The following is a 25370-nucleotide window of genomic DNA, read 5'->3' as shown; positions in this document are numbered from 1 at the left end:
CACAACTTCTCCAGGACTCCCCACAATTCAGCAGCCCGGTTTTCCCAAGTGTGACCAGAGTGAAAGATGAGCCGTATATAATGCAGCACATGCCCCCTCTACAGGCGTTGCATGCGGACCGCTGGCTGGACGAAGAAGATGTCACAGCCAGCAATCGCCGTTCCGTCAAAGGCGCCCTCTCCCCGCTCGTGGAGTCCCTGCGCCGTGCCGCCACCTCCGCGCGCACCACACCGGGCAAATTCACCATCGTCTCCTTCATCCTGGTCGTCGCGATCCTCGCCGCGGGCCTCGCCGTGGGACTGAGCGCCGACTCGCGCCAGACGAGCCTGAATAGCCTGGTCACCCGCACCGAACCGTTATCCAACGACGCCCAAGAGCTCTTCAACTCACTGTCCGTCGCCGACTCGGCCATCACCACCGGATTTCTACAGAAATCCGGCTCCAACCCCGCCGCGAAAGCCACCTTCGACGACGCCATCACGGACGCCTCCGGGGCCGTCGTCCGCGCCGGCCACGGCATCACCAACGTGGAGTCCCGGGAGATGGAGCTGATCCTGTCCATCCAGGAAAACCTCCCCCAATACATGCACCTGGTGGCCATGGCGGAGGCCAATGACCGCCAGCTCAACCCCATCGGAGCCAGCTACCTCACCCAGGCCTCTGCACTCATGCAACGCACCATGCTGCCCGCGGCAGAGGAACTGTACACCACCACCAGCAGCACTCTGTCCAAGGAGCAGGACCGCCTGGTGGCTCCCATGTGGTTCCCCCTCACCGGGTTGTTCGCCGCCGTGGCGATGCTGTTCCTGGCGCAGATCTGGCTCACCGCCAAAACCAACCGACGCATCAACATCGGCTGGTTCCTGGCCTTTAGCCTGATGCTCATCGCCACTTTGTGGTCCACCATCTCCTCCGCCGTGGTCTGGTACCAGGGCACCCAGGCGGTGCAGAGCTCCGTCCAGCCGCTGGAGAAGCTCACCCAGGTGCGCATCTCGGTGCAGCAGGCGCGCTCCCAGGAGGCCCTGGGGCTGATCCAGCGCGACTACGACGAGCGGGCCCAACAGAAGTTCTCCGAACGCATCCTCGCCATCGATAAGACCCTCGTCGACCTGCGCGACGAGGTGGATATGCCCTCCCACATCGACAATGCCCGCGAAGCGCTGCGGCAGTGGGACCACACGCACGCATCCATGGTGGCGCAGATCCGCGAGGGCGACTACCAGCGTGCCATCAGCGTATCCATGGCCGAGGAGGCCGGTGAGGGGCCGAAGAGCTTCACCACGCTGGACGAGGACCTCCAAAACCTCATCTCCATTACGCGAGAGGACCTCCAGCACGTGCTGATCGGCGGCCGTGTGGCAGCAGCACGCATCTCTATGGTGGTGGTCATCATGACCATCCTCGCCGCGCTGCTGGTGGTCCTTGGCATCCGCCCACGAATGCAGGAGTTCCTGTGATGACGATGACACAGAACCGACGCCTCACCCTGGCCGCCGCCACGATGGCCGGTCTGATGGGGCTCACCGCCTGCACGCAGCAACCCGATCAGCTTCCCCACTGGCCCGAACCCACCGTCACCGCAGACACCGACCTTCCCATGGGGGCCGTGGTCGAAAGCCTGGAGGACACCGACTCCCACGAACGCCCCACCGACCCCACCCCCTTCGGCTCGATCAGCCCGGACAGCCGCCTGCCCGAGCAGCGCGTCGCCGAGATCTACCACCGCGGGCGCATCATCGTCGGTGTTGCCCAAAGCCTCAACCGCCTGGGCTTCCGCAACCCCGCCACCGGCGACCTCGATGGGTTCGAGGTGGAACTGGCCCGCGAAATTGCACGGGACATCTTCGGTGATCCCACCAAGGTGGAGTTCCGCTTCGTCGATTCGCTCGACCGCGTGAAGGCCCTGAACGAGGGCAACGTGGACATCGTCATGCGCACCATGACCATCACCCGGCACCGCCAGGCCGAGGTCGAGTTCTCCACCCCGTACCTCCATGTCAAAAACCGCCTGTTGGTGCTGGAGGATTCGGACATCAACTCCTTCACCGACCTGCGCACGAAGCGGGTCTGCGTGGCCCGAAACTCCACCTCCGCGGACCTCATCAGGGAATACGGGCCAAGGGAGCTCATGCGTACCAACACGTGGACCGACTGCCTGATGGCGATGCAGCGCCACCAGACCGATGCGATTTTTACCGACGACGCCATACTCTCCGGTCTCCAGGCGCAGGATCCCTATACACGGCTCATCCGTGAATCCACGAGCGAAAGCGACTATGGGGTGGGCATCGCCTCCAGCCGTAAAGGCCGCGAGACCACCGGGCTTGTGATGCAGGTCAACGCAACGCTGCAGCGCATTCGCAACGACGGAACCTGGACACGGCTCTACAACACGTGGCTGGCGGACTACCTGGGCGCCAGCCAGATCCCACGTGGAAGCTACCGCACGGAGATCGAGGACACGGAGCTCCAGGAGTTCCGAAAGCACCATGGCTACAACGGAGGGGAGTCCTCATGAGTCACGCAGACCACGACCGCGAGCTGGGCACGCAGGATGATGTGATGGCCGAGGCGCACACTGATGCGCACACCGAGGCAACCACTGATGCGCAGACCGAGGCAACCACCGAGGCCAACACAGCAGCCCGAGCCGAGGCAGAGTCTCAGGCGACCGAAGCGACCGTGTTCGACCCCTTCGCCGACGACGAGGACGACGACGGTCCCCACACCGAGGCCGTTGCCTTCGACCCCTTCGCCGATGACGACGAAGTCACCGACGCCGCCGTGTTTGCAGACACCGACGACTCCACAGCCCCATCCACCGACCCCACCGCGGCGCCCGCCGACAGCGCGGGCGAACGCTCCCGCCGGGAAGCGCTTAAGAACTTCCGGCAGCTCCGCGGAACGGAACGCCAAAGCGACCGCGTGGCCGGAGGCATGGTGGCGCTGCCCTTCATCACGCCCTACAACCCCGACAGCGCCACCATGGACCCCACGGACGCCATCGCGCAGGGCACCGAACCGCCGAAGCTCTCCCCGGGCGACATCGTCGCCGGCCAATACGAGGTCCTCGGGCCCATCGCCCACGGCGGCATGGGGTGGATCTACCTCGCCATCGACCACAACGTGGCCGACCGCTACGTGGTGCTCAAAGCCATGATGGGCACCGCCAACGCCCACGAACGCGCCGTCGCCGAATCCGAACGCGCCTTCCTGGCGGACATCACCCACCCCGGGATCGTGAAGATCTTCAACTTCATCGACGAACACGATATCCGCAACGAAAAAATCACCGGCTCCGACGGCGGCTTCATCATCATGGAATACGTGGGAGGCCCCTCCCTGCGGGCCGTGCGCCGCCAATCGCCACGCGGAGTCCTCGACGTGGACATCGCCATCGCCTACATCCTCGAAATCCTACCGGCTCTGGACTACCTCCACTCCCGTGGCGTGGTCTACAACGACATGAAACCCGACAACATCATCGTCACCGAGGACCAAGTGAAACTCATCGACCTCGGAGCCGTGTCCGGAATCGGTGCCTACGGGCACATCTTCGGCACCCGAGGCTTCCAGGCCCCAGAGATAGCTACGACGGGGCCCACTGTGGCGTCGGATATATATTCAGTGGGGCGCACCCTCGCAAGCCTCATCGTGAAGCTCCCCGTGGAAAACGGCGCGTATGCCCCCGGGCTGCCCACGCCCGACGACGAGCCGCTGTTCCGCGAGTACCTCTCCCTCTACCGGCTGCTCACACGGGCGACGAACCCCGACCCGGACAAGCGCTTCTCCTCCGCCACCACCATGGCCAACCAGCTCAAGGGTGTTCTGCGGGAGATCCTGGCCCTGCGCGACGGGCGCCACTACCCGCACCTGGACACGCGCTTCACCGCGCAACGCTCCACGTTCGGGACCAAGCACATCGTGTTCCGCACCGACCAGCTCATCGACGGTATCGAACGCAGCGTGGAGATCACCGCACCCGAAGTGGTCGCGGCGCTGCCCACGCCCCTGGTCGACCGGAAAGACGCCGGCGCCTCGCTGCTCGCCGCCGCCAGCTACACCGAAGCCGCCGACCTGCTCAACACCCTGTCCGCAGCTTCCCAACAATACGAAATGCGCACCAGCGTGGAGATCCCACTATCCATGGTGCGCGCCCACCTGGACCTCGGGCAGACCACCGAAGCCCAGCAGATGCTGGACGAGATGAAACCGCGCCTGGAGAATGACTGGCGCTTCCACTGGCACTCCGGCATCGCGGCCCTGCTGCGCGGCGATTACGGGGCCGCCCAGGAGTTCTTCAACACCGTGCTGTTCATCCTCCCCGGCGAACCCGCCCCGAAGCTGGCCCTGGCGGCCACCGACGAACTGCTGCTGCAGCAAATGGGCGTGAACAACGCCAAGCTGCTGGACGAAACCGTCACCAAAGCCGCCTCCAGCCTGGCCTACGTGCAGAGAATCCCCATCGACGACTTCTCCACCGTCCCAAGCTGGGAGCACGTGGACCAGGACCCCGTGGCGCTGCGCTTCCACGCCATGCGCCTCTACGGGCTGGTCTGGTCCACCAACCCCGCCACCGTCTCCAGTGCCTTCGGCCTGGCACGGCAGCTGCACGCCGAAGGGCTGGTGGACTCCGCCGTGGCGGCGCTGGATCGGGTCCCGCAGAACTCCCAGTACTTCAACCAGGCGCGGCTTACCACCATCCTGCTGCTGGCCTCCAACAGCACCCAGGTCAACGAGTCCCGCCTGCGCCGGGCCGCCCGGCGCCTCGAGATCATGCCCACCACCGAGCCCCGACGGCCCCAGATCAAACTGGCGGTGCTGTTCGCCGCGCTGAAATGGCTCCAGCGCGGCAACACCGTCACGTCGAACGCCCCGCTGTTCGACGTGGACTTCACCGAACGGGGCTTGCGCAGCGGACTGGAGGCGGGACTGCGGAAGCTGGCCCGCCGCGCCCAGTTCAACCGACACGCCTACCGGCTGGTGGACATGGCCAATAAGATTCGACCGCGGACGTGGTTCTAGGCACCACGTCTCTAGACACCACGTCCGCGGCCGGAACTGCTCACAGCGTACGCCGCCAGGTTTTACTAGGAGCCCTCAGCCTCCTGCGCAATGTTGAAGGCGTACTGGGCAATCGCCAGCTCCTCATTCGTCGGCACCACGAACACCTTCACTGAAGAGTTATCCGTGGAGATCTCGCGAGGGCCTTCGGCATCCGGATCGGTATTGCGCGCGTCATCAATCTCGATACCGAAGTTCTCCAGGCCGGCCAACGCGTCCCGACGCACCGCCGCCGCATTCTCCCCCACACCCGCCGTGAAGGTGATCGCGTCCAGCCCGCCCAAGTTCAGCATGTACGAACCAATGAAGCGGCGCAGCGTGTGGATGTAAATGCCGTAAGCCAGCTTCGCATCCTCGTCGCCCTGCTCGATCTTCTCCAGGATCTCGCGGAAGTCATTCGCGCCACACACGCCCTTGAGACCGGACTTACGGTTCAACAGCTCATCCAGGTCATCGACCTTCAGGCCACCGGAGCGCACCAAGTGGAACAGGATGCCCGGATCGATGTCACCGGATCGCGTTCCCATGACCAGGCCCGCCAGTGGCGTGAGGCCCATGGACGTATCCTGCGCCACGCCACCGTCAATGGCGGTGGCGGACGCGCCATTGCCCAGATGCAGCGTGATCTGCTTGACGTCCTTCGGGTCCTTGCCCAGCAGCCCCGGAACCTTCTTCGAAACGAACTCGTGGGAGGTGCCGTGGAAGCCATAACGACGAATGTCGTACTCCTTCACCAGCTCGCGGTTGATCGCGTAGTTCGCCGCGGCGTCCGGCATGTCACTAAAGAAGGAGGTATCGAACACAGCCACGTGCGGCAGGTGGCCCAGCAGGTCCATGCACTCACGGATACCGTCAATATTCGCCGGGTTGTGCAGTGGCGCCAGAGGAACCAGATCCTCCAGCTGCTTCACCACATCCTTCGTGATGCGCACAGGACCCGTGAACTCCTTGCCGCCGTGGACCACGCGGTGGCCCACCGCGGCCAGATCCAGGTCCAGCGGGCCGAGGCCCAGGCCCGTCATCAGGGCGAAGGCACGCTCCAGGCCCACGGAGTGGCTAGAGATGGGGCGGCTATCCTCCAGAGTCTGGTTCTCCGTCTTGATCTTAATGAGGCCCTTCGGCTCGCCGATGCGCTCCACCAGGCCGGCGGCCATCGGTGGGTGGGAAGGATCAGCGGACGGGTCAATGACCTGGAACTTGATGGAGGACGAACCGCTGTTCAACACCAGAACATACTGTGACATGTGCTTGTACTCTCTTCTCTTCGTCGAGTGGATTTAACTACCCGGCCTGGATGGCCGTAATCGCAACAGTGTTGACGATGTCAGGGACGGTGGCGCCACGGGACAGGTCATTCACCGGCTTATTCAAGCCCTGGAGAATCGGCCCCACCGCCAAGGCATCAGCCGTGCGCTGCACCGCCTTGTACGTGATGTTGCCGGCATTCAAGTCCGGGAACACGAACACGGTCGCCTTGCCGGCCACATCGGACCCCGGCATCTTCGACTGGCCGACGGATTCGACCACCGCGGCGTCGAATTGCAACGGACCATCCAGCTGCAGTTCCGGCGCACGGTCCCGAGCCATGTCCACAGCGGCGGCCACCCGGTCCACGGCCTCGCCGGAGCCCGACGTGCCCGTGGAGTAGGACAGCAACGCAACCTTCGGGTCGATGCCGAACTGCGCCGCGGTCTCCGCAGAGACGATCGCGATCTCCGCCAGCTGCTCGGAGGTGGGCGCAGGGTTCACCGCGCAATCGCCGAAGGCCCACAGCACGCCGTCCATCACCATGAGGAAAATGGAGGAGACAGTGGAGGCGCCCGGCTTGGTCTTGATGATCTGGAAGCTCGGTTTGATGGTGTGCGCCGTGGTGTGTGCGGCTCCGGAGACCATTCCGTCGGCCATGCCCTTGTGAACCATCATGGTGGCGAAGTAGGAAATGTCCTTCATGGTCTCCCGCGCCTCGTCCAGGGTCACGCCCTTATCCTTGCGCAGCTCCGCGAAGCTTTCGGCGAACTCCTCCAGCAGGCTACCCTTCGTGGGGTCCGTGAGGTGAGCGCCGGTCAGATCCAGCTTCAGTTCCTTTGCACGGGCGGCGATCTGGGACGGGTCACCCAGGATCGTCAGCTGGCAGACCTTGTCCTCCAGGAGCTGGTGGGCGGCCAGCAGGATGCGGTCGTCATCGCCCTCCGGCAGGACAATGTGGGCTTTCTTGGCGCGCGCCTGCAGAATGAGGTTGCGCTCGAAGAGCTCCGGGCCGATGACTACGTCGCGATGCGAGGCGCTCAGAACAGCAGAGGAATCCACCAGCGGAATGGCGTGGCCTTCGGACTCCAGGGCGTCCGATCCAGAGTATGCGTCGCCCACGGTCCAGATGCCCTGGGGTGGGCGGCCGGCACGCACCAGCTTTCCGATGGCCAGCTGCAGGGCCACGCGGTCGTCCTCGGGCTCCGCGACCAGGAAGTGGGAGGCGCCGCAGGCGGCTGCCAGGCGAGAATCGAAGGTGGTTTCCCCCGTTCCCAGCAGCACGGAGCCGGTGGTGTTGTAAGCGACCTCCAGTGCTTCGGAGAAGTCCAGGGCGCCGGGGCGCAGCGTGTCGAAGATGTCGACGGCGTCCACCTGGCGAAGGAGATCGGAGCGGTGCCCTGCGGCTGCCGCGATGGGGCTAATAACAGAAACGATCTGTGCAGCCTCTGACATTCCTAAAAAACTACCTTTCGGATTGGCGCGTCAGCGGCGCATCACCGGGGCATCGCCTCTGCCACGAGCGGGTGGGCCGGGCAGCGCGCGATGCAGTGTAATGCAATGTGATGCAGTGCGTGACGCATTACGTTTACCCATCCATTGTGCCCCAGAACACACTGTGAGGTCCGGCCGCTCCCCCACCCCCTGCATTTGAGCACAAGAAAAGGGGCAATGAGTGCATCTCATTACCCCTTGATGTGATCTACATCACTTATATGATTATGTAGGCTGCGCTTATACCTCGCTCGAGGTCGCCGAGCGCTCTTCCGTCGAAGTAGACGTCGCCGCACGGGAGCCCTGCCCCTGGCCCGCGGCCTTGCCCATAGAGTCACCTGCAGCACCAGCCTCGCTGTCAGCGTCGTCGTTCAGCGAACCCTCCAGCAGCGAGGACGTGCGCAAGCGCACCAGCGCGAACAGCACCGCCAGACCCACGGCAACCAGAACAACCACACCGGCCACACCGAAGTAGTTCACCAGGCGGATACCGTTCAGCACGATCAGCAACGTACCGACCACCATGCCCAGCGTGCGCGGCTTCACCACGGTCACGACCCACGCCGCGATCGGCGCGGCAATCGCACCACCGATCAGCAGGCCAAGAACCGGCCTCCAGTTCTGCGTCAGCTCGTCACCCATACCGAAGATGAAGCCAGCCACCGCCGCCGCGGTCACCAGGAACTCGGCGGTATTGACCGTACCGATGATGCGACGCGGCTCGGACTTGCCCACGCTCATCAGCGTGGAGGTGGTCACGGGGCCCCACCCGCCGCCACCGGTGGCGTCGAGCATTCCACCCATCAGACCCAGCACACCCAGGCCCGTGCGGGCGCGCTTCGTGGGCGACATCGGCTTCGTCTCAATCCCGCCCTTCCACGGCAGGGACACGAAACGCACCAGCACGTAGGCACCCAGCAGCACCAGCAGGGTGGAGACCACCGGCTCCGCAGATTCCGTCGAGAGGTTAGACAGCAAGTACGCGCCGCAGAACGCACCGATCGCGCCCGGGACACCCAGGGACAGCACCGTCGGCCAATGCACGTTCTTCAAACGCCAGTGGGACAGGCCCGAGAAGAAGGTGGTTCCGATTTCCGCAATGTGAACCGACGCCGAAGCGTGCGCCGGGGTCACTCCAGACAAAATCAACAGCGTCGTGGAGGTAACACCAAAAGCCATGCCCAGGGCGCCGTCGATCAGCTGGGCGACAACACCAACGAGGGCAAAAATGAGGATCTTCACGATCTACTCCTGATACATCAAGTGGGGTGGATAAAAAGGGGATAAGGAAGCTCAGATGGTCTGGGTGTGGTGACCGAGCTAGGAAGGCATGGTGGCGGCGTCCGCGCGGGTCAGAACCAGCGGCGCCAGAGCCACACCCAAGTGAGAGGAATGCCAGCCGCGCTGCGGCATTCGACAACGCTGCTTATCCCACAGGGTGCCTGGGGCAACGAAAAGCGGTTGAACGATGGTGTGTTCGTCGATAAAGGAATGAAACTCGTGCTCAATGGCCTGCGGGCCGGTGGCCACGAAGGAGCGGGCCTGCACAGGCGTGCGGGAGCCGCCGGCCCGAGCACACATGCCGGACAGCTTGCGCCCCACCACGGTGGTGAAGTCGGCGACGGTATCGTTGGCTCCGCGGACCGAGGAGCCCACGGAGTACAGGGCAAGCCGGCCAACATGCGGCGCGTTGCCGCCGTTGGCCCGGGTGGCCGAGGCCATCGCGAAGCGCGCAACCACCTCAGCCACGTCGTCCTCCGTGCCCAGACCATCGGCCAGCACCAGGTCTAGCCCCGTCGCGGTCTGCGCGCCCTCCAGCGCCTGGGGCACATCGTGACGCATGTGGAACGCGCGCGTGAACAGCAGCGGCACTACCACGGCCCGGGTGTGGCCTGCCTCCGCAAGATCGGCCGCCACCGAGGTCAACGTATCTTGCGAGAAATCCAAGTGAGCCGCGCGCACCTCGCGATCCCCTTGCTCCGCCACGGCGCACGCAAGGGTGTCAATCACGTCATCCGCCTGCGGGTGCCGGGACCCGTGGGCGAGGATGATGATGGGTGCACTGTTCATGATGGTTATCCGTGGTTATCTGGTGTCTGTCACTGTTTCTCTAGAGGCTCACAAGACTCACAAGGGTCTCAAGGCTCACAAGCCCCTAGAAATCCCAGCCGTCGTCCTCTGCCTCGGCAGTGGCCTGCTCGTCGATCAGCCCGGCGGTCAGGGTGTCGCCCGTCGACGGGTGGATCAGCAGCAACGAACCCACGTGACCGCCGCGGCGGTACGGTTCGATGGACAGAGGCTCAGCCGTGGTGATCTTCACCGTGGCGATGTCGTTGAGCGCCAGGGAATCCGCATCGCCGTGGGCGATCTCATCCTGAGGGCGGTTCTTGCCGGAGATGTCCAGGCGGGACACGATCTCGTCCACGCGACCGCGCACCAGCGCGGAGCCGTAGCGAACGAAGACGTTGCCACGCACCTTCAGTGGCGTCTCGGCCAGGTGGAACACCGTCGCGGAGAAGTTGTTGACCGGCTCCGGAACGTCCTCCGCCGCGATCAGGTCGCCGCGGGACAGGTCAATTTCCCGGTCCAGGCGAAGAGTCACGGACTCGCCGCGCGTGGCCGTGGACTGCTCGCCCTCCGGACCGTCGATGCCCTCGATCACGGCCTTGTGGCCCGCCGCCACCACCGTGTCCCCCACGGACACCGCACCGGCTGCCACGCGCCCGGCGTAACCGCGGTAGTCCGTGGCGTGGTCACGAATGACGATCTGGATGGGGAAACGCAGGCCGCGCACCGTGTCCTTATTTTCGACGCCCGGCGTGGCAGTCTCCAGGATCTCCAACACCGACGGCCCGGAGTACCACGGGGTATTCTGCGAACGTTCCACCACGTTGTCTCCCAACAGCGCGGAGGTGGGGATGATGTCCACCTTGTTCAGAGCAAGCTCAGAGACCAGCGCGTCAATATCTGACTTCACATCGTTGAACACCTGCTCGGAGAAGTCCACGGCGTCGATTTTGTTGACGGCAACGATGACGTGCGAAATCTTCATCATCGCAGCCACGGTCAGGTGACGTCGGGTCTGCTCCAGCACGCCGTTGCGGGCATCCACCAGGATGATCGCCAGCTCAGAGGTGGACAGGCCGGTGACCGTGTTGCGGGTGTACTGCACGTGGCCCGGGGTGTCGGCCAAGATGAAGCTGCGCTTGTCCGTGGCGAAGTAGCGGTAGGCCACATCGATGGTGATGCCCTGCTCGCGTTCCGCGCGCAGACCATCCACCAGCAGCGACAGATCTGGGTTCTCCAGGCCCTTGGCGGTGGACACACGCACGACCGACTCGTACTGGTCCGCCAGAATGGACTTCGTATCGTGCAGAAGGCGGCCCACGAAGGTGGACTTACCGTCATCCACGGAACCCGCGGTGCACAGACGCAGCGTGGGCAGCGCCTGCGCGGAATGTTCTGCCTCCGTCACAGCAGAGGCGGTTGCAACATCGGCAGTCATCAGAAGTAGCCTTCCTTCTTGCGGTCCTCCATGGAGGACTCAGAGAGTTTGTCGTCAGCACGCGTCGCGCCGCGCTCAGTGGTGGTGGAGGTGCGGATCTCGTCGATCACCTGCTCGATCGTGGAAGCGTCCGACAGCACGGCACCCGTGCAGGACATGTCACCCACCGTGCGGTAACGCACCGTCTTCGTGACGATCTCCTCGCCCTCCTTCGGGCCACCCCACTCGCCCGGGGCGAGCCACATGCCACCGCGCTCGAAGACCTCGCGCTGGTGGGAGTAGTAAATCTCCGGGATTTCTACCTCGCGGTCGCGGATGTAATCCCAGATGTCCGCCTCGGTCCAGTTAGAGATCGGGAAGACACGGATGTTCTCCCCGGCCTGGTGACGGCCGTTGTACAGGCCCCACAGCTCGGGACGCTGACGGCGAGGGTTCCAGCCACCGAAAGAATCACGCACGGAGAACACACGCTCCTTGGCGCGGGCCTTCTCCTCGTCACGGCGAGCACCGCCCAGGACGGCGTCGTATCCACGATTCTGAATGGTCTCCACCAGCGGCACGGTCTGCAGCGGGTTGCGGGTGCCGTCGGGGCGCTCCTGGATCGCGCCGGAATCGATCCAATCCTGGACCTTCGCGACGTGCAGGGTCACCTTCGGGTCGGACGCGATCTTGTCGCGGAACTCGATGACCTCAGGGAAGTTGTGGCCCGTGTCTACGTGCACCAACTCGAACGGAACCGGGGCGGGGTGGAAGGCGCGCTTGGCGAGCTCCAGCACCACCACGGAGTCCTTACCGCCGGAGAACAGCAGCGCCGGGCGGTCGAACTGGCCTGCGACCTCGCGCAGGATCTCGATGGACTCCGCTTCCAGGCTGGCCAGGTGCGGGGACAGCTCCCGGGAGTTGCGTGAATCGTTGTCCGAGTGAACTGGTTGAACAGAAGTTGTCATGTGTGTAGTCCGCATTCCGTCTTGTTAGTTCCAGCCCAACGACCGGAGCGAGGATCCTCACCGGGCGCAACTGGAAGGGTGCAGGTGGCGCATCCAATAGATGGGTAGCCCTGCTTGGTCAGTGGGTTGATGATCAGGTCGTGATCGTCGATAAAGTTTTCTACTTCCTCATCGGACCAGGCCACGATCGGGTTGATCTTCAGGCGACCCGTGCGGTCCACCTCCAACACCGGAGTGTTGGCGCGCAGCTCGTTATCCACGCGGCGCACACCCGTCACCCATGCCTCAAAAGGGTTCAGCATCCGCGCGAGAGGCTCGACCTTGCGCATGCGGCAGCATGCCGTGTTGTTGCGGCGGTAGAGGTCCTTGCCGTAGATCGAATCCTGCTCGTCCTTCGTGAGCGTTGGGGTCACGTTGGTCAGCGGCAGGGTGTAGCGCTCGACCACCTCGTCACGGGTCTGGATCGTCTCCTCAAAGTGGTAGCCGGTGTCCAAGAACACCAACTCCGCGTTGTGCAGACGCCCCTCCGTGAGCTCCGCCAGGATGGTGTCCTGCATGGACATCGTGACAGCAATACGCCCCGTGACGTGCTGCTCAGCCCACTCGATCACCTCTTCTGCCGTTGCTCCTTCGAGCTGGTCATTCCACTGTGCAACGAGCTCTTCGTGCGCGGCACGCTGCTCATCACTCAGCGGAGTAGTGGTGGTGGGTTCACCCTCCGGGCTGATATTCGGGTCGCGGTAGTCATCCGCGTTACCGCCCAGAAGACCCACCGGAGCTAGGAAGCTCATGAGTACCTCTCGTCGATCTTTCTGCAATTTAGACTGATCTGTCTAGAAAACCTGACTCAAAGCGTAGACCAATCTGTTCACTTCGGCAAGAAACCACCCAACTTCGAGCCTCACACAGCCAATAAGACCAGGTAGAGGCACACAAAACCTATAGACTGCCTGGTCTATTTTTACCTGGTCTGATCGTCCGGCACATGAGCCGACCAGGCCGCCCACAAGCGGCTATAGCGCCCACCGGCAGCCAACAACTCCTCATGGCTACCCGACTCCACAACCCGCCCCTCATCCATCACCATCACCACGTCAGCCCGCATCGCCTGATCCAAACGATGCGCCACCACCAACGCACTACGCCCCTCAACCACACGCTCCGCAGCCAACTCCAACTCCCCCGCCGCAGCCGACCCCGCCTCCGCCGTAGCCTCATCCATCACCACAACCGCCGGATCCATCAACAACACACGCGCCAACGCCACCTGCTGCGACTGCACCGGATCCAGACGAACCCCCATCGCACCCACCTGCGTATCCAAACCCTGAGCCAACTCACTCACCCAGCGGGCAGCCCCCACCTCATCCAACGCGCGCAGCATCTCCTCATCACTCGCCTGCTCCCGTGCAATCGACAGATCCTCGCGCAGCGAACCCGAAAACGTGTGCACCTCCTGGCTGACCATGGCCACGCGGGACGCGCGCTCGGCGTCGGATAAAGAAGACACAGCAACGCCATCCAGCAGCACACGGCCAGCATCCGGCACGCGCAAGCCCACCAGCAGGGACGCCACCGTGGACTTCCCCGCACCCGAGGCACCCACCACGGCAACCATCTGCCCCGGCTCAATCACGAAGGAAATGTCCTGCACACCGGCTCCCTCCTGGCCGCCATACGCAAAGCTCACCCCATCCAGTTCCACGCGGCCACGCCGCTCCGGCGCAGCACCACCCGGCACCGGTGCAGGCGGATCAATCACGACCCCCACAATCCGAGCCAAGGACGCATAGCCCGACTGCACCGTGTCCAACACCCGCATCAGCTGCATAATCGGCCCACGAATACGAATCATCATCAGCGCCGCCGCCGTCACCGCCCCCACCGTGACCACATCCCACCGCACCAACACGAAACCAATGGCCAGCACCCCGGCAACCAGCACGAACTCGCACACCGTCATCCAGATCTGCAAGACCATCATGCTCATCCGCGCACGCACACCCGTCGTCACCACCGCCTCCGACGCCCGCTCAATGCGCCCATGCATCACCGACTCCAGGCGGAACTCCCGCACCGTCCGCCGACCATGAATCGCCTCCAGAACCCACCGCGCACGCGTGGCCATCCACGCCCGCTCCCGCGCATAACGCCCCGGCGCGACCCGCAGATAATTGCGCGCCGCCCACACATAGATCGGCACCGTCACCACGGCCACCAGCAGCAGGCGGGGATCTAGGGTCAGCAGAGCCACCGACGTCGCACCGATCGTGAACACGCTCGTCGCTAAGATAGGTAGCGTTTCCGATACCGACGCCGACACCTGCGCCACGTCATCCGTCGACCGACTCACGAGCTCACCCGTGCCCGCGTCCTCCACCTGATGCAGCGGCAACCCTAAGGCGGTGCCCACCATCGTGGTGCGCAAGTCCGCGATCACGCGCTCGCACATCACGGACAGCACATAAAAGCCGGCGCCTTGGGCCACGCCGCCGCACAACGCCACGCCCAGCATCTTGAGGGCCACGATCAGGAGGTCGCGTGAGGCTTCGGAGGCTGTGTGTGCTGTGGCGCTGGAGGCTGTATCACCAGCGCTGGAAGTATGGACGCCCCGCACCACATCCACCACCTGCCCCAGCAGCTGCGGCATCATCACCGTGCACCACGCCCCCAGACACAACAACGCCACCGCCAGCACCGTCTTCCAGCGCGCCCCAGGGATCCGGGCGGCGTGGCGGGACACTTCCCGGCGCGTCTGCCCCCACGTGGCGAGAGGGAACGCTGTGCTCATCGGTCGGACTCCTCACCGCGTGTGTGTCTCGGCTGCGCTGTGTCATCCGGCTGCGCTGTTCTGCTTGGCTGCTGAGTGCCCCCCGCTGTGATCCACGACCGCGCCTGAGTCACCACCACCGTGGTCTTCCCTCTACGTGCCGCACGCACCCCCTCCACTATGCGGGCCTCCGTCATCGAATCCACCGCCGACGTAGGATCCTGCAACACCAACACCTCCGGATCAGCCGCCACCGCGCGCGCCAACGCCACACGTTGACGCTGACCACCCGACAACATCGAACCGCCCTCACCCACACGCTTCGACGCCCCGCCGGGGATATCCCCACAGCTCGCCGCATCCAACGCCGCCTCCGCCACCGCAGGATCCGGATGGACGTTATCCCCCACCGTCCCGTCGAACAGATCCGCCTCATGCGGAGCCACAATCGCCATCGACTTTGGCAACGCACCCACGCGCTCCAGCCACACGTGCGCCTCAGTGGGCGGGACCACCAGCAGCCCCGTCGGCAGACTATCCACCACCGCGCGCGCCTCGGACACCTCCATCGGATCATCAAACTCCGGCTCCGACGTCAGCACCTCCACCACACGCTCCGCCGACGCCCCCGACACCGCAATCCTGGACGAAAAGTTCTTTCCCAGCATCGTCATCGGCGTGATGATGAACTGCGTCAGCCCCACCACCGTAATCAACTCACCGATAGTCACCACGCCCTGAACACCCAGCCAGCCCGCGAACATCCCCACCACAGCCACATACAACGCCCCCGTGAACTCCGTCGTGGCATTCAATCCCGCCTCAGCGGCATTCGCCCGCACCGTCGCGCCATAAGCCTCATCCGAGACCACCCCATACCGACGCCGCACCGTCATCACCGCCCCCAGGCCCTTCACCACACGCAACCCCTGCACCACATCCGTCGCCGTCGCCGCCGCCCGCGCCAACGCCCGCTGACGCACCCCCGAACGCGACCGCAACGGACGCGCCGCCCGCAAAGAAATCGCCACAATAACCGGCCCCGCCAGCAACACCGCCACACCCAACGGCGGATAAATCCACACGATCATCACACTCGTGTACAACAACGAGCCAATCTCCGCGACCGGGAACACCGTCAACATCACGATCTCAGACACACGCGCAGTATCCGTACTCGCAATCGACAACAACGCCCCCGCCGAACGCTCCCCCTTCATCCCACGCGGATCATTAATGCGATCCGTCACCGCCATACGCAACTGATGATTCAAATTCAGCGCGGAACGCTCCATGAAAAAACGACCACAGAACATCACCACCGCATTCAGCGCAAACACACCCAGCAACGCCGGAATCCACGTCGCCAACGCCGCCGCACTACCCGTCGCCACCGCCTGATCAATCGCCCGACCCACAAGAATCGGCACCGTGGCATTCGCCAAAAAACCCATCAACACGCACAACGACGCGATGATGCTCCACGGACGTTGAGAAAAAGCAACACGCGCCAACCACCGCGGCGCGGCGGCGTCGGGCACAGGGCGCGGGGTAACAATAAACGTCCGGGCAGGCCTGCTACGCCGACGTGAGAACACAGGAGGCACAATCATTCACCCAGCACTCAGCCGAGGTTCAGGTGACCGTGAAACTTCACCGAAAAGACCCGCAAACACTCGCGACACTGCCACGCATTATCCGTCTCCATATCCGGAAAAAGATTCTCAGACATGCAATACGGGCAATTATTCACCGTCGCCCGGCGAGCATTCGGATGCCCCGTGCGCCCGCCAATCGCCTCATTCACAGACGGCAAAAAGTCCTCATCAGGAACTGACATGGCACACTCCCTCAGCTAGATCAGTTAAACAAGCAGCTCGTCATCCGCACGCAGAACCCAATCGCGGAACTGCTCGCCCTCTTCGCGACCAGCCTTGAAATTCTCCACAATACGGACCACATAATCACCCAGATCCTTAGAAAAGACCTGGTTGCCGCGAACCTTCTTACCGAAATCAGGGCGCAGACCCACAGATCCACCCAAGTGAACCTGGAATCCCTCCACGCGCTCACCCTCATCAGTCGTGAGGATCTTGCCCGAGAAACCAATGTCGGACAACTGCGTGCGGGCGCACGAGTTCGGGCAGCCATTCAAGGAAATCTTCAGCGGAACATCCAAGTCACCCAGGCGCTCCTCCAGCTCATCCACCAACGCAATCGCGCGCTGCTTCGTGACCACGTGAGCCAGCTTGCAGTACTCCAAGCCCGTGCAGGAAATAATGTCCCGGCGGAACGCGGACGGCTGAGCACTCAAGTGCTCCTCGGTCTCCTCCAGTTCCTTGGCCAACTTCTCGGCATCCTCACGGGACAGATCCAGGAAGAGCAATTCCTTATCCGCCGTGGTGCGGATGCGGGAGACACCATAACGCTCCGCGGTATCCGCCAAACGCTGCAGCTGCTGGCCATCCGTGTGGCCCACGGTAGGCTTCACACCCAGGTAGACCTTCCCATCCTGCTGCTCATGAATACCCACATGATCACGGTAACCAGGCCACTCCTCCGGAGCCTCACCATCGATCAAGGTGCGTCCCAGGTATTCCTCCTCCAGCACCTGGCGGAACTTCTCAATACCCCAGTCAGCCACCAGGAACTTCAGACGAGCACGGTTGCGCACCTTGCGGTAACCATAATCACGGAAGATCTTGACAACACCTTCCCAGACCTCCTGGACCTCCTCCAGCGGGCACCACACGCCCAAACGCTTCGCCAGCATCGGGTTGGTGGACAAGCCGCCACCGACCCACACGTCGAAGCCCGGGCCGTGCTCTGGGTGGACAGAACCGATGAACGCAACATCCTGCATCTCATGGGTCACGTCCTGGCGACCATTACCGGAGATGGCAGTCTTGAACTTACGGGGAAGGTTATGGAACTCCTCCTTCAGGAGGGACTCTTCCTTGATCTTCTTGATCGCCGGGGTGGCGTCGATGATTTCATCTTTGGCGATGCCTGCAACGGGCGATCCAAGGATCACGCGCGGCACGTCACCACAGCCGAAACGGGTGTTCAGGCCGACGTTCTCCAACTCATCCCAAATGGTGGGGACGTCCTCGATACGAACCCAGTGGAGCTGCACGTTCTGGCGGTCCGTGAAGTCGGCGGTGTTGCGAGCGTACTTCTCCGAGATGCGACCAATGGTACGCAGCTGCTCCGTGGACACCTGGCCGCCATCCAGGCGGATACGCATCATGAAGAAGTTATCCTGCAGCTCAGCGTTGGTCAGCGTAGAGGTTTTTTCACCATTCAGGCCCTGCTTGCGCTGGGTGTACATGCCCACCCACTTGAACCGTGGGGCGAGGTCAGCGGCCGGAATGGAATCAAAGCCTTCCTTGGAGTACACGTCACGGATGCGCTGCATCACAGACAGGCCGGGGGCCTCCTGTTTGATGCGTTCGTCGTCGTTGAGGGGCTCAGTTCCGTCGACTTTCCACTGACCCTGTGGACGGGGCTTACGGGCTGGGCGCGCCTTCTTCGCGGGACGTGCAGGCGCTGGAGAGTCCGTCATGTCAATGCATCCTTTTCGTATAGACCAAGCTGTCTAAGCATAGTAATGACAAGTACAGTAGACCGATCTGTTCATAAATTCAACAACACAGTTGATTTTTATAGACCAATCTGTCTAGAGTTGTCGCTGTAGTTCACACCATGCGGTAATAACCCTATAGAACCCTTCTAGAACCGCTCTAGAACCCTCTAGAACCCCCTCAAAACCCAAGGAACGTCGAAACACATGCCTGAACATCGCCCACTGCGCGTAGCCGTCATCGGATCCGGACCAGCTGGTATCTACGCCTCTGACGCACTGACCAAGTCCAACACCGACGTCAGCATCGACATCTTCGAACGCATGCCAGCCCCCTTCGGACTCATCCGCTACGGCGTGGCCCCAGACCACCCACGCATCAAGGGCATCATCAAGTCCCTCCACAAAGTTCTCGACAAGCCAGAGATCCGCCTCTTCGGAAACATCAATGTCGGCGAAGACGTCACCCTGGACGAACTGAAGAACTATTACGACTCCGTCATCTACGCCACCGGAGCCACCGACGACCGCGACCTCGACATCCCTGGCGGCGAACACACCATCGGCGCCGGCGAATTCGTTGGGTTCTACGACGCCAACCCACACTTCGAAGAGTCCTGGGCCCTCGACGCAGACTCCGTCGCCGTAGTGGGAGTGGGTAACGTAGGCCTCGACGTCGCACGTGTCCTCGCCAAGACCGGCGACGAACTGCTCGTCACCGAAATCCCCGACAACGTCTACGACTCCCTCAAAGACAACAAGGCCAAGGAAGTGCACGTGTTCGGCCGTCGCGGACCAGCGCAGGCCAAGTTCACCCCGCTGGAGCTCAAGGAGCTCAACCACTCGGACACCATCGAGGTCGTTGTCGACCCCGAAGATATTCAATACGACGCCGGCTCCGAAGAAGCACGCCGCAGCTCCAAAATCCAGGACATGGTCTGCACCCTCCTGGAGCAGTACGCCATCGCCGACCCCAAGGGCGCACCACACAAGCTGTACCTCCACTTCTTCGAATCTCCCGTCGAGGTGAAGACCGACGACAACGGCAAGGTCGTCGCGTTCGTCACCGAGCGCACCGAACTCACCGGCAACGGATCCGTCCGCGGCACCGGCAAGCTCACCGAATGGCCCGTCGGCGCCGTGTACCGCGCCGTGGGATACAAGTCCGACCAGCAGGCCAACCTCCCCTGGGACGAGAAGGAAAACGTTCTCCCCAACGTGGGCGGACGCGTCCTGACTGAAGGCCCCACCGCAGACGGCATCGCGGGCGTTCCTGGCTCCGCCGACCCAGAAGCCGAGCTCCGCGAGCGTCTCCCTGGCGTGTACGCCACCGGCTGGATCCGCCGCGGTCCCGTCGGCCTTATCGGTAACACCAAGGGCGACGCCAACGAAGCCGTAGCCAACCTCCTGGAGGACTCCGAAGCTGGCATCGGATTCGACCCAGCCCACCCTGCCGAGGAAGACGTCAACGAGTTCCTCAAATCCAAGGGTCTGGAGTACACCACCTGGGAAGGCTGGTACGCACTGGACAAGCACGAGCGTGCTTTGGGCGAGGCCGAAGGTCGCGAGCGCAAAAAGGTTCGCGAATGGGACGAGATGCTCAAGCACTCGAACAACTCCTAGTCAGCCGATAAGGACCCGTTAGGTAGGAAACCCTAGCCGTGAGAGAAATTCTCAGGGCTAGGGTTTTGCTTATGGTTGTTGTGCTGGGTTGATAGTAGTTGTTACTCGGGTTGGCGCCTCGGTAAGCGGCAGGCACTCTCAGCCTCGAGCTCTAGAGCTTCTTGTGCATCTCGATATGCTTAATGCCTTCTTCCTCGAAGACCTCACCCACGGGCTCGAATCCATAGGATTCGTAGAAACCCTGCAAGCGGATCTGCGCTTCTATCTTCACCACCGCATTGTGCGTGTTCGGGTCCAAAGCGGCAGCGCGAGCCGTGCACACTTCCAGAGCCTCCTTGAGGAGCCCATGTGCAATGCCATAGCCTCGCATATCCTCAGCCACACACATGCGCCCAATGTGCTGCTCTTCGGGTGGCCCGAAGACGCGCGCGGTTCCCACAAGCCTTAGCGGCGAACCGGGATCCGCTACCCCAAAGGGACAATCATGCCCGCTGCCTGGGTGCACGTAAGCCATGATGTGGTGTGTTCCGGGGTAAGCATCGGTGTCATCAATCTCAGCGAATGGTGCCCGTTGCTCGTTCACAAAAACTTCTACGCGAAGTTTCAACAGCGCAAATACTTGTTGAGCCGGCATGCTCAAAAGCGCGCGACCTGTGTAGTGGACCTTCGGTGCGTCCTGTACATCCTGTGCGTCCTGCATGCCCTGTACATCCTGTGCTTGTTCGTTCGTCGGTGCGATCATGCACCACACATTAGTACTCCTACTGTCGTTTGTGCGCAGAAATAAGAAATCTTCTATTTCCCCAGCATATGGCCTACCTCCCTACCCCCCCCTTTCCTACACACCTTCACACATCTTCACACACTTTCACCCCCTTTCACGCATCAGCCTCGTCTCGACGAGCTTCTCGCCGCAGCAGTGGCCCGTGGTTTCCCCACACTCTGGGGTTATCGTTGGTCACTGGGCTTCGTTCTGGATCTTCACTCTGTGGAGGAATCCACACCACTTTGTCTGGCCCAGTCGCATCCCCCACATAGGTCCACCAGCGTCCGGGGTTGCGCCGTGCATCATCCACGCGCGCATGATTCCGGGGATCGACAAGGGTGAGGTTGTCGATGTCGGTGGTTCCTCCGTATTCCCATCCTTGTATGTGGTGAATGTGGCACCAGGCTGCTGGGGTATCCGACCCCGGCGCGGTCGATCCACCCTCCTCTCCGAAGAGGGCTAGGTACTGGTCGAGGCTTCCTAGCCTGCTGCTCCGCCCCAGCCACAAGGTTCTGGCGTTGAGATCCAGGACCTGCAGGTACACATCCTGCGCTAGGGCGGCCTCAATCAGCTGATTCACGGGCATGAGTGTTCCAGTGTCCGTCATCCCCATGCCGGTCCGGCTGAGGAGCTGATCCAAGGTCATGGTTGCCACGATCGTGGTGGCCCCTCGGGCGGGATTCATACGCCGCGGCTTCAGTTCCGGCGACGGAGCCTCTTCGCCTTCTTCGGGCTTACCCGCACCGCTCTGTTCACCACTAGGCAACTCGCCACCAGACAGCTGATCACCAGACCCCTGTCCTCCGGACAGTTCACCGTCGGACAGCAATCCACTGAGCTGCAATTCCTTCAAAAACGCGTCCTGCTCTTCACGGGAGAACCCGCCAAACAGCGCGGCTTCTAAAGCATCGTGCCTGCGTTGGCTAGGGTTCCTGCGATCCTGCTTGGCTCGCTGATCGGAGGTCAATTCCGCCCCGTCAGGGCCTTGCGCATCGCACAGGTCTCCCGCTTTCGCGTAATCTGCCCACAGCTTTCGCAGTACCGCGGCACACCGCGGGGTGATAGTCCCCTTGAGGGTCGACAGGCCGTCTGCGCCGGCGTCGCTCAGCGTGAGCCCTCGCTTACGCTGCGTGTCCTTCTCGTTGTAATCCGCCTCCATGCCGTGTGCGTGCAGCAGCTGCTTCAGGCGGGTGGCAATCCCCTTCGTGACCGCTGGCCCGGAGGAACGGATGGCCTGCGCAATCGGCTCATCGGAAATCTTCGTGAGCAGATCATGCACTGCCCGTGGCGACTTTTCGATGGCAATGCCCACATCCGCCACAGCTCCGCAATGGGCCGCCCCGTCTCGCACTGCTTCACGCAGCGCTGGCATGAACTTGCGGCGCGGCTCGTCACTATCCGGGCTGATCGGCCTGTTGTCCAAGCGTTCTGCCGCAACGACACGCTGCATCGCTTCTGCGCTATTGAGCCCGAAGTCCTTCACCATCGCGTTCCGGCGCTTCGTCCTCGTATCCGGCAGGTTCGCCTCATTTCCATTGATAAATGCCACATCGGCCAGCCCCATCTTCTTCCTGCAGCGTTCCAAGTCCGCATACAGTTGAGCTGCATCCTCGCGATCCCACGCGTCAGCCTGGCACTCTGCAAGCTCGTTGGCTAATGCTTCGAGCTCGCCAATGATCTGCGGTAGCCGGATCCGCTGCATCAACAGCGTGCCCCCGTCGCCTATACCCGATGTCATGTCTCTTCACCCCCTTCATGGTGCCGACGCACCAGCGTTGGATCCCCAATCCTTTCCTTTCCCCCATAATAGAACACACACTCCAATCCCACAACCCCCAACCACAAAAAAGAACACCCCATCCACCTCCACCGCAGGTCAGCGATAGAAAATAAGATAGGGCGTTCGAATACGACGCTGGGCGTCGAATATGAAAAATCAGAACAGGATCACTGCGCCGCAGCCACCGCACGTTCCCCAATGGCGGCGCATTCCTCACTGCCGCAGTGCCTCGTCGCAGGGTTCGCGGCGCAGTCCTCGCACAGCAAGGTCTGCTTGCGGCATTCTTCGTTCACGCAATTGTGGAAGTCGTTGGTCCCGGTCCCGCATTCGCGGCAGGTCCCCAGCACGCGGGCATCCTCGGAAAACTCCATGTGCATGCGCCGATCGAAGACGTACAGGGAGCCTTCCCACAGGCCCTTGTCGCCGTACTTTTCGCCGTAGCGCACGATGCCGCCGTCGATCTGATACACCTCATCAAAGCCGCGATTCTTCATGAGCGCGCTCAGCACTTCGCAGCGGATTCCGCCAGTACAGTAGGACACGATGGGCTTGTCCTTCAGGTGGTCGTACTTGCCGCTTTCCAGCTCGGCGATGAAGTCATGCGTGGTCTGAACGTCGGGGACGATGGCGTTTTTGAAGCGGCCGATCTCCGCTTCCATGGCGTTACGCCCATCGAAAAACACCACGTCATCGCCGCGTTCTTCCACAAGCTTGTTCACCTCTTCGGGCTTGAGGTGCACGCCGCCGCCGATCACGCCCTCCGGGCCGACCTTCAGCTCGTCGGGCGCACCAAAGGACACGATCTCCTCGCGTGCCTTCACGGACAGACGCGGGAAGTCCTCCGCCCCGCCCTGGGACCACTTAAACTCCATGTCCTTGAAACCGGGAAACTCGCGGGTGCGGCGCACGTACTGCTTGCAGCTGGCCAGGGTGCCGCCCACGGTGCCGTTGATGCCGTGCTTGGAGACGATGATGCGCCCCTTCAGTTCAAGCTGTTCGCACAGGGCGCGCTGCCACAGCATCACTGCGGTCGGGTCGTCGATCGGTGTGAAGCAGTAGTACAGCAGAATTCGGGATTCGTTCAGATCAGTTGCAGTGTGGCCCATGGCCTCCACATTAGTACCGGCTGGGGCCAAATTCTAAACCCGTTCTCAACCCGTATTTCAATCCACGACGCCCGCCGTTACCCCTCACTCGCCCCGTGCCCGAACCCGTCGTTACTCCTCGCTCGCCCCGTCGGTCGTCTGCGTAATGCTGATTGCTTCCACGATGGATCGTGCCCGTACCCGCGCCTCTTCGGCCGTGTCAGCGGTCGCCAATCCCATTCCCATCCGACGCCCAACTTTCGTCTTCGCATAGCCAAAAATCTGAAGATCAGCTTCGGGGATGGACAGCGCCCCTGGCACTCCGTCGTAGCTGAGGCTGTAGTTCTCGCTTTCTGGTTCCACGCCGTACAGGATGCTGCACGCCGCCGGGGAGATGAGCGTGGTGTCCAGGGGCAGCCCGAGGATTGCCCTGGCATAGAGGTCGAATTGGGAGAAGCGTTGGGAGCGCAGGGTCACGAAGCCGGAGTCGTGCGGCCGCGGCGTGACGGCGGAGAAGTACACGTCGGTGCCTTTCACGAAGAGTTCGACGGCGAACAGTCCCCGACCGCCGATTTTGTTGGCGATGCGTGCGGCGACGGAGCGGGCGTTGTCCAGCGCTTCGGAGGGCATGTTCACGGGCTGCCAGGATTCGATGAGCCAGCCGTTTTCTTGCCGGTGTGCGATGGGTTCGCAGAACCATGTGGCGAGGTTTCCGGTGACGGGGTCCACGCTGCGGGCTGCGAGGATGGTGATTTCGTAGTCGAAGGGTATGTATTGCTCCACCATCACTTCGTGGGCGTTTCCCTTCATGACGCTGATGGCGGAGTCCCAGGCTGCGGCGAGGTCGTCGGGACTGTCGCAGGTGGTTTGTCCGTGGCCGGAGTTGTTGTTGGTGAGGATGGGTTTCACTACGCAGGGAAAGCCGATAAGGTCGGCGACGGCCTGCAGGTCCTCTTCGGAGCTGGCTAGCGCGTAGGTACCGTTGGGCAGTCCCAGTTCTTTGTGGGCCATGGTGCGGTATCCGTCGCGCCGGGCTCCGAGTTTCACGGCCTGGGCGTTCGGTACCACCTTGGCGATTTTTTCTTCTTCGACGGTAAACAGCGCGGTGTCGCACTTGAGTTCTAGGGTGGGCACCACGAGGTCGGGGTTGACGTGCCGGATGAGGTCGAGCACGGCGTCATCGTCGTGAAGGTCAACGATGTAAGCGCTATCGGCGACGCGCAACGCGGGTTCGCTTTCCTCGCGTCCTGCGGCGTGCACTTCCACGGCCAGTCTCTGCAGCGCGTAGGTGACTTCGCGCGCCATGTCGCCTCCGCCGAGGAGAAGTACGGTGGTGGCGTTGTTGGTCCGTGGGGTGCCTAGCGCACTCGGTGTATCCATAACTGTCCATCCTAGAAACTTAAGAGCTGTTTTGCACAAGGCTACGCTCGGCGGCGCAGCTATATGTACGCAGCGCCCGCTGGGTAACTGTGGCTTACCTTCCTTTATTTTCCCTTGTCATGGGCTTA

General features: G+C 62.6%; 19 protein-coding genes. 4 read left to right on the top strand and 15 right to left on the bottom strand.

What is annotated here, in order from left to right; genetic code table 11:
- Positions 1-89: 89 nt before the first annotated feature.
- The 3 genes from IAU67_RS01335 to IAU67_RS01325 are packed head-to-tail and all read left to right on the top strand — an operon-like array spanning position 90 to position 5025.
- Positions 90-1457, top strand: coding sequence for a hypothetical protein (locus tag IAU67_RS01335; protein ID WP_187767932.1), 1368 nt, complete (start codon positions 90-92; stop codon positions 1455-1457).
- Positions 1457-2518, top strand: a complete 1062-nt coding sequence (locus IAU67_RS01330; protein WP_225723538.1) for a glutamate ABC transporter substrate-binding protein — start codon at positions 1457-1459, stop codon at positions 2516-2518. The genes IAU67_RS01335 and IAU67_RS01330 overlap by 1 nt, the downstream gene beginning before the upstream one ends.
- Entirely contained in the window at positions 2515-5025 is a 2511-nt protein-coding gene (locus IAU67_RS01325; RefSeq protein WP_225723539.1) for a serine/threonine protein kinase, read from the top strand. The genes IAU67_RS01330 and IAU67_RS01325 overlap by 4 nt, the downstream gene beginning before the upstream one ends.
- Before the next feature lie 65 nt (positions 5026-5090).
- On the opposite strand, the gene IAU67_RS01320 is transcribed toward IAU67_RS01325, so the two are convergent.
- From IAU67_RS01320 to IAU67_RS01270, 11 genes are all read right to left on the bottom strand, one after another.
- Complete coding sequence (locus IAU67_RS01320; protein ID WP_151842568.1) at positions 5091-6308, bottom strand: acetate kinase; 1218 nt, start codon at positions 6306-6308, stop codon at positions 5091-5093.
- Between the two features lie 37 nt (positions 6309-6345).
- Positions 6346-7764, bottom strand: a complete 1419-nt coding sequence (gene pta / locus IAU67_RS01315; protein ID WP_151842569.1) for a phosphate acetyltransferase — start codon at positions 7762-7764, stop codon at positions 6346-6348.
- A 279-nt stretch (positions 7765-8043) separates the two neighbouring features.
- The gene (locus tag IAU67_RS01310; protein ID WP_370451997.1) at positions 8044-9048 is read right to left on the bottom strand and encodes a sulfite exporter TauE/SafE family protein; all 1005 of its coding nucleotides are present in this window, start codon (positions 9046-9048) and stop codon (positions 8044-8046) included.
- A 75-nt stretch (positions 9049-9123) separates the two neighbouring features.
- Complete coding sequence (locus IAU67_RS01305; RefSeq protein WP_225723540.1) at positions 9124-9873, bottom strand: sirohydrochlorin chelatase; 750 nt, start codon at positions 9871-9873, stop codon at positions 9124-9126.
- An 85-nt stretch (positions 9874-9958) separates the two neighbouring features.
- On the bottom strand, positions 9959-11308 hold the full coding sequence (locus IAU67_RS01300) for a sulfate adenylyltransferase subunit 1 (RefSeq protein ID WP_151842572.1): 1350 nt from the start codon (positions 11306-11308) through the stop codon (positions 9959-9961).
- Positions 11308-12255, bottom strand: a complete 948-nt coding sequence (gene cysD / locus IAU67_RS01295; protein ID WP_187767931.1) for a sulfate adenylyltransferase subunit CysD — start codon at positions 12253-12255, stop codon at positions 11308-11310. Before cysD ends, IAU67_RS01300 begins: the two co-directional genes overlap by 1 nt.
- The gene (locus tag IAU67_RS01290) at positions 12252-13046 is read right to left on the bottom strand and encodes a phosphoadenylyl-sulfate reductase (RefSeq protein WP_151842573.1); all 795 of its coding nucleotides are present in this window, start codon (positions 13044-13046) and stop codon (positions 12252-12254) included. Before IAU67_RS01290 ends, cysD begins: the two co-directional genes overlap by 4 nt.
- Before the next feature lie 170 nt (positions 13047-13216).
- A complete protein-coding gene (locus tag IAU67_RS01285) occupies positions 13217-15046 on the bottom strand; it encodes an ABC transporter ATP-binding protein (protein WP_151842574.1) in 1830 nt (609 codons plus the stop codon).
- Positions 15043-16623, bottom strand: a complete 1581-nt coding sequence (locus IAU67_RS01280) for an ABC transporter transmembrane domain-containing protein (protein WP_225733030.1) — start codon at positions 16621-16623, stop codon at positions 15043-15045. The genes IAU67_RS01285 and IAU67_RS01280 overlap by 4 nt, the downstream gene beginning before the upstream one ends.
- Before the next feature lie 26 nt (positions 16624-16649).
- Entirely contained in the window at positions 16650-16865 is a 216-nt protein-coding gene (locus IAU67_RS01275; RefSeq protein WP_151842576.1) for a hypothetical protein, read from the bottom strand.
- A gap of 24 nt (positions 16866-16889) precedes the next feature.
- On the bottom strand, positions 16890-18590 hold the full coding sequence (locus IAU67_RS01270) for a nitrite/sulfite reductase (protein WP_151842577.1): 1701 nt from the start codon (positions 18588-18590) through the stop codon (positions 16890-16892).
- A gap of 225 nt (positions 18591-18815) precedes the next feature.
- Between IAU67_RS01270 and IAU67_RS01265 the strand changes: the two genes are divergently transcribed.
- Positions 18816-20231: an FAD-dependent oxidoreductase gene (locus tag IAU67_RS01265; RefSeq protein WP_151842578.1), complete on the top strand. Its 1416-nt coding sequence runs from the start codon at positions 18816-18818 to the stop codon at positions 20229-20231.
- Positions 20232-20382: 151 nt separating this feature from the next.
- Here the strand turns inward: IAU67_RS01265 and IAU67_RS01260 are convergent, their stop codons facing one another.
- The 4 genes from IAU67_RS01260 to purT form a co-directional block, all read right to left on the bottom strand.
- On the bottom strand, positions 20383-20973 hold the full coding sequence (locus IAU67_RS01260; protein ID WP_370451987.1) for a GNAT family N-acetyltransferase: 591 nt from the start codon (positions 20971-20973) through the stop codon (positions 20383-20385).
- A gap of 136 nt (positions 20974-21109) precedes the next feature.
- Entirely contained in the window at positions 21110-22735 is a 1626-nt protein-coding gene (locus IAU67_RS01255; RefSeq protein ID WP_151842579.1) for an HNH endonuclease signature motif containing protein, read from the bottom strand.
- A gap of 209 nt (positions 22736-22944) precedes the next feature.
- Positions 22945-23883: an oxygen-dependent tRNA uridine(34) hydroxylase TrhO gene (gene trhO / locus IAU67_RS01250; RefSeq protein WP_151842580.1), complete on the bottom strand. Its 939-nt coding sequence runs from the start codon at positions 23881-23883 to the stop codon at positions 22945-22947.
- Between the two features lie 111 nt (positions 23884-23994).
- Positions 23995-25242: a formate-dependent phosphoribosylglycinamide formyltransferase gene (gene purT, locus IAU67_RS01245; RefSeq protein WP_151842581.1), complete on the bottom strand. Its 1248-nt coding sequence runs from the start codon at positions 25240-25242 to the stop codon at positions 23995-23997.
- Positions 25243-25370: the final 128 nt, after the last annotated feature.

Origin of the sequence: Corynebacterium zhongnanshanii (genome assembly GCF_014490575.1) — a bacterium.
GTDB classification, from domain to species: domain Bacteria; phylum Actinomycetota; class Actinomycetes; order Mycobacteriales; family Mycobacteriaceae; genus Corynebacterium; species Corynebacterium zhongnanshanii.
This window is presented reverse-complemented; position numbering and strand designations above follow the sequence as displayed.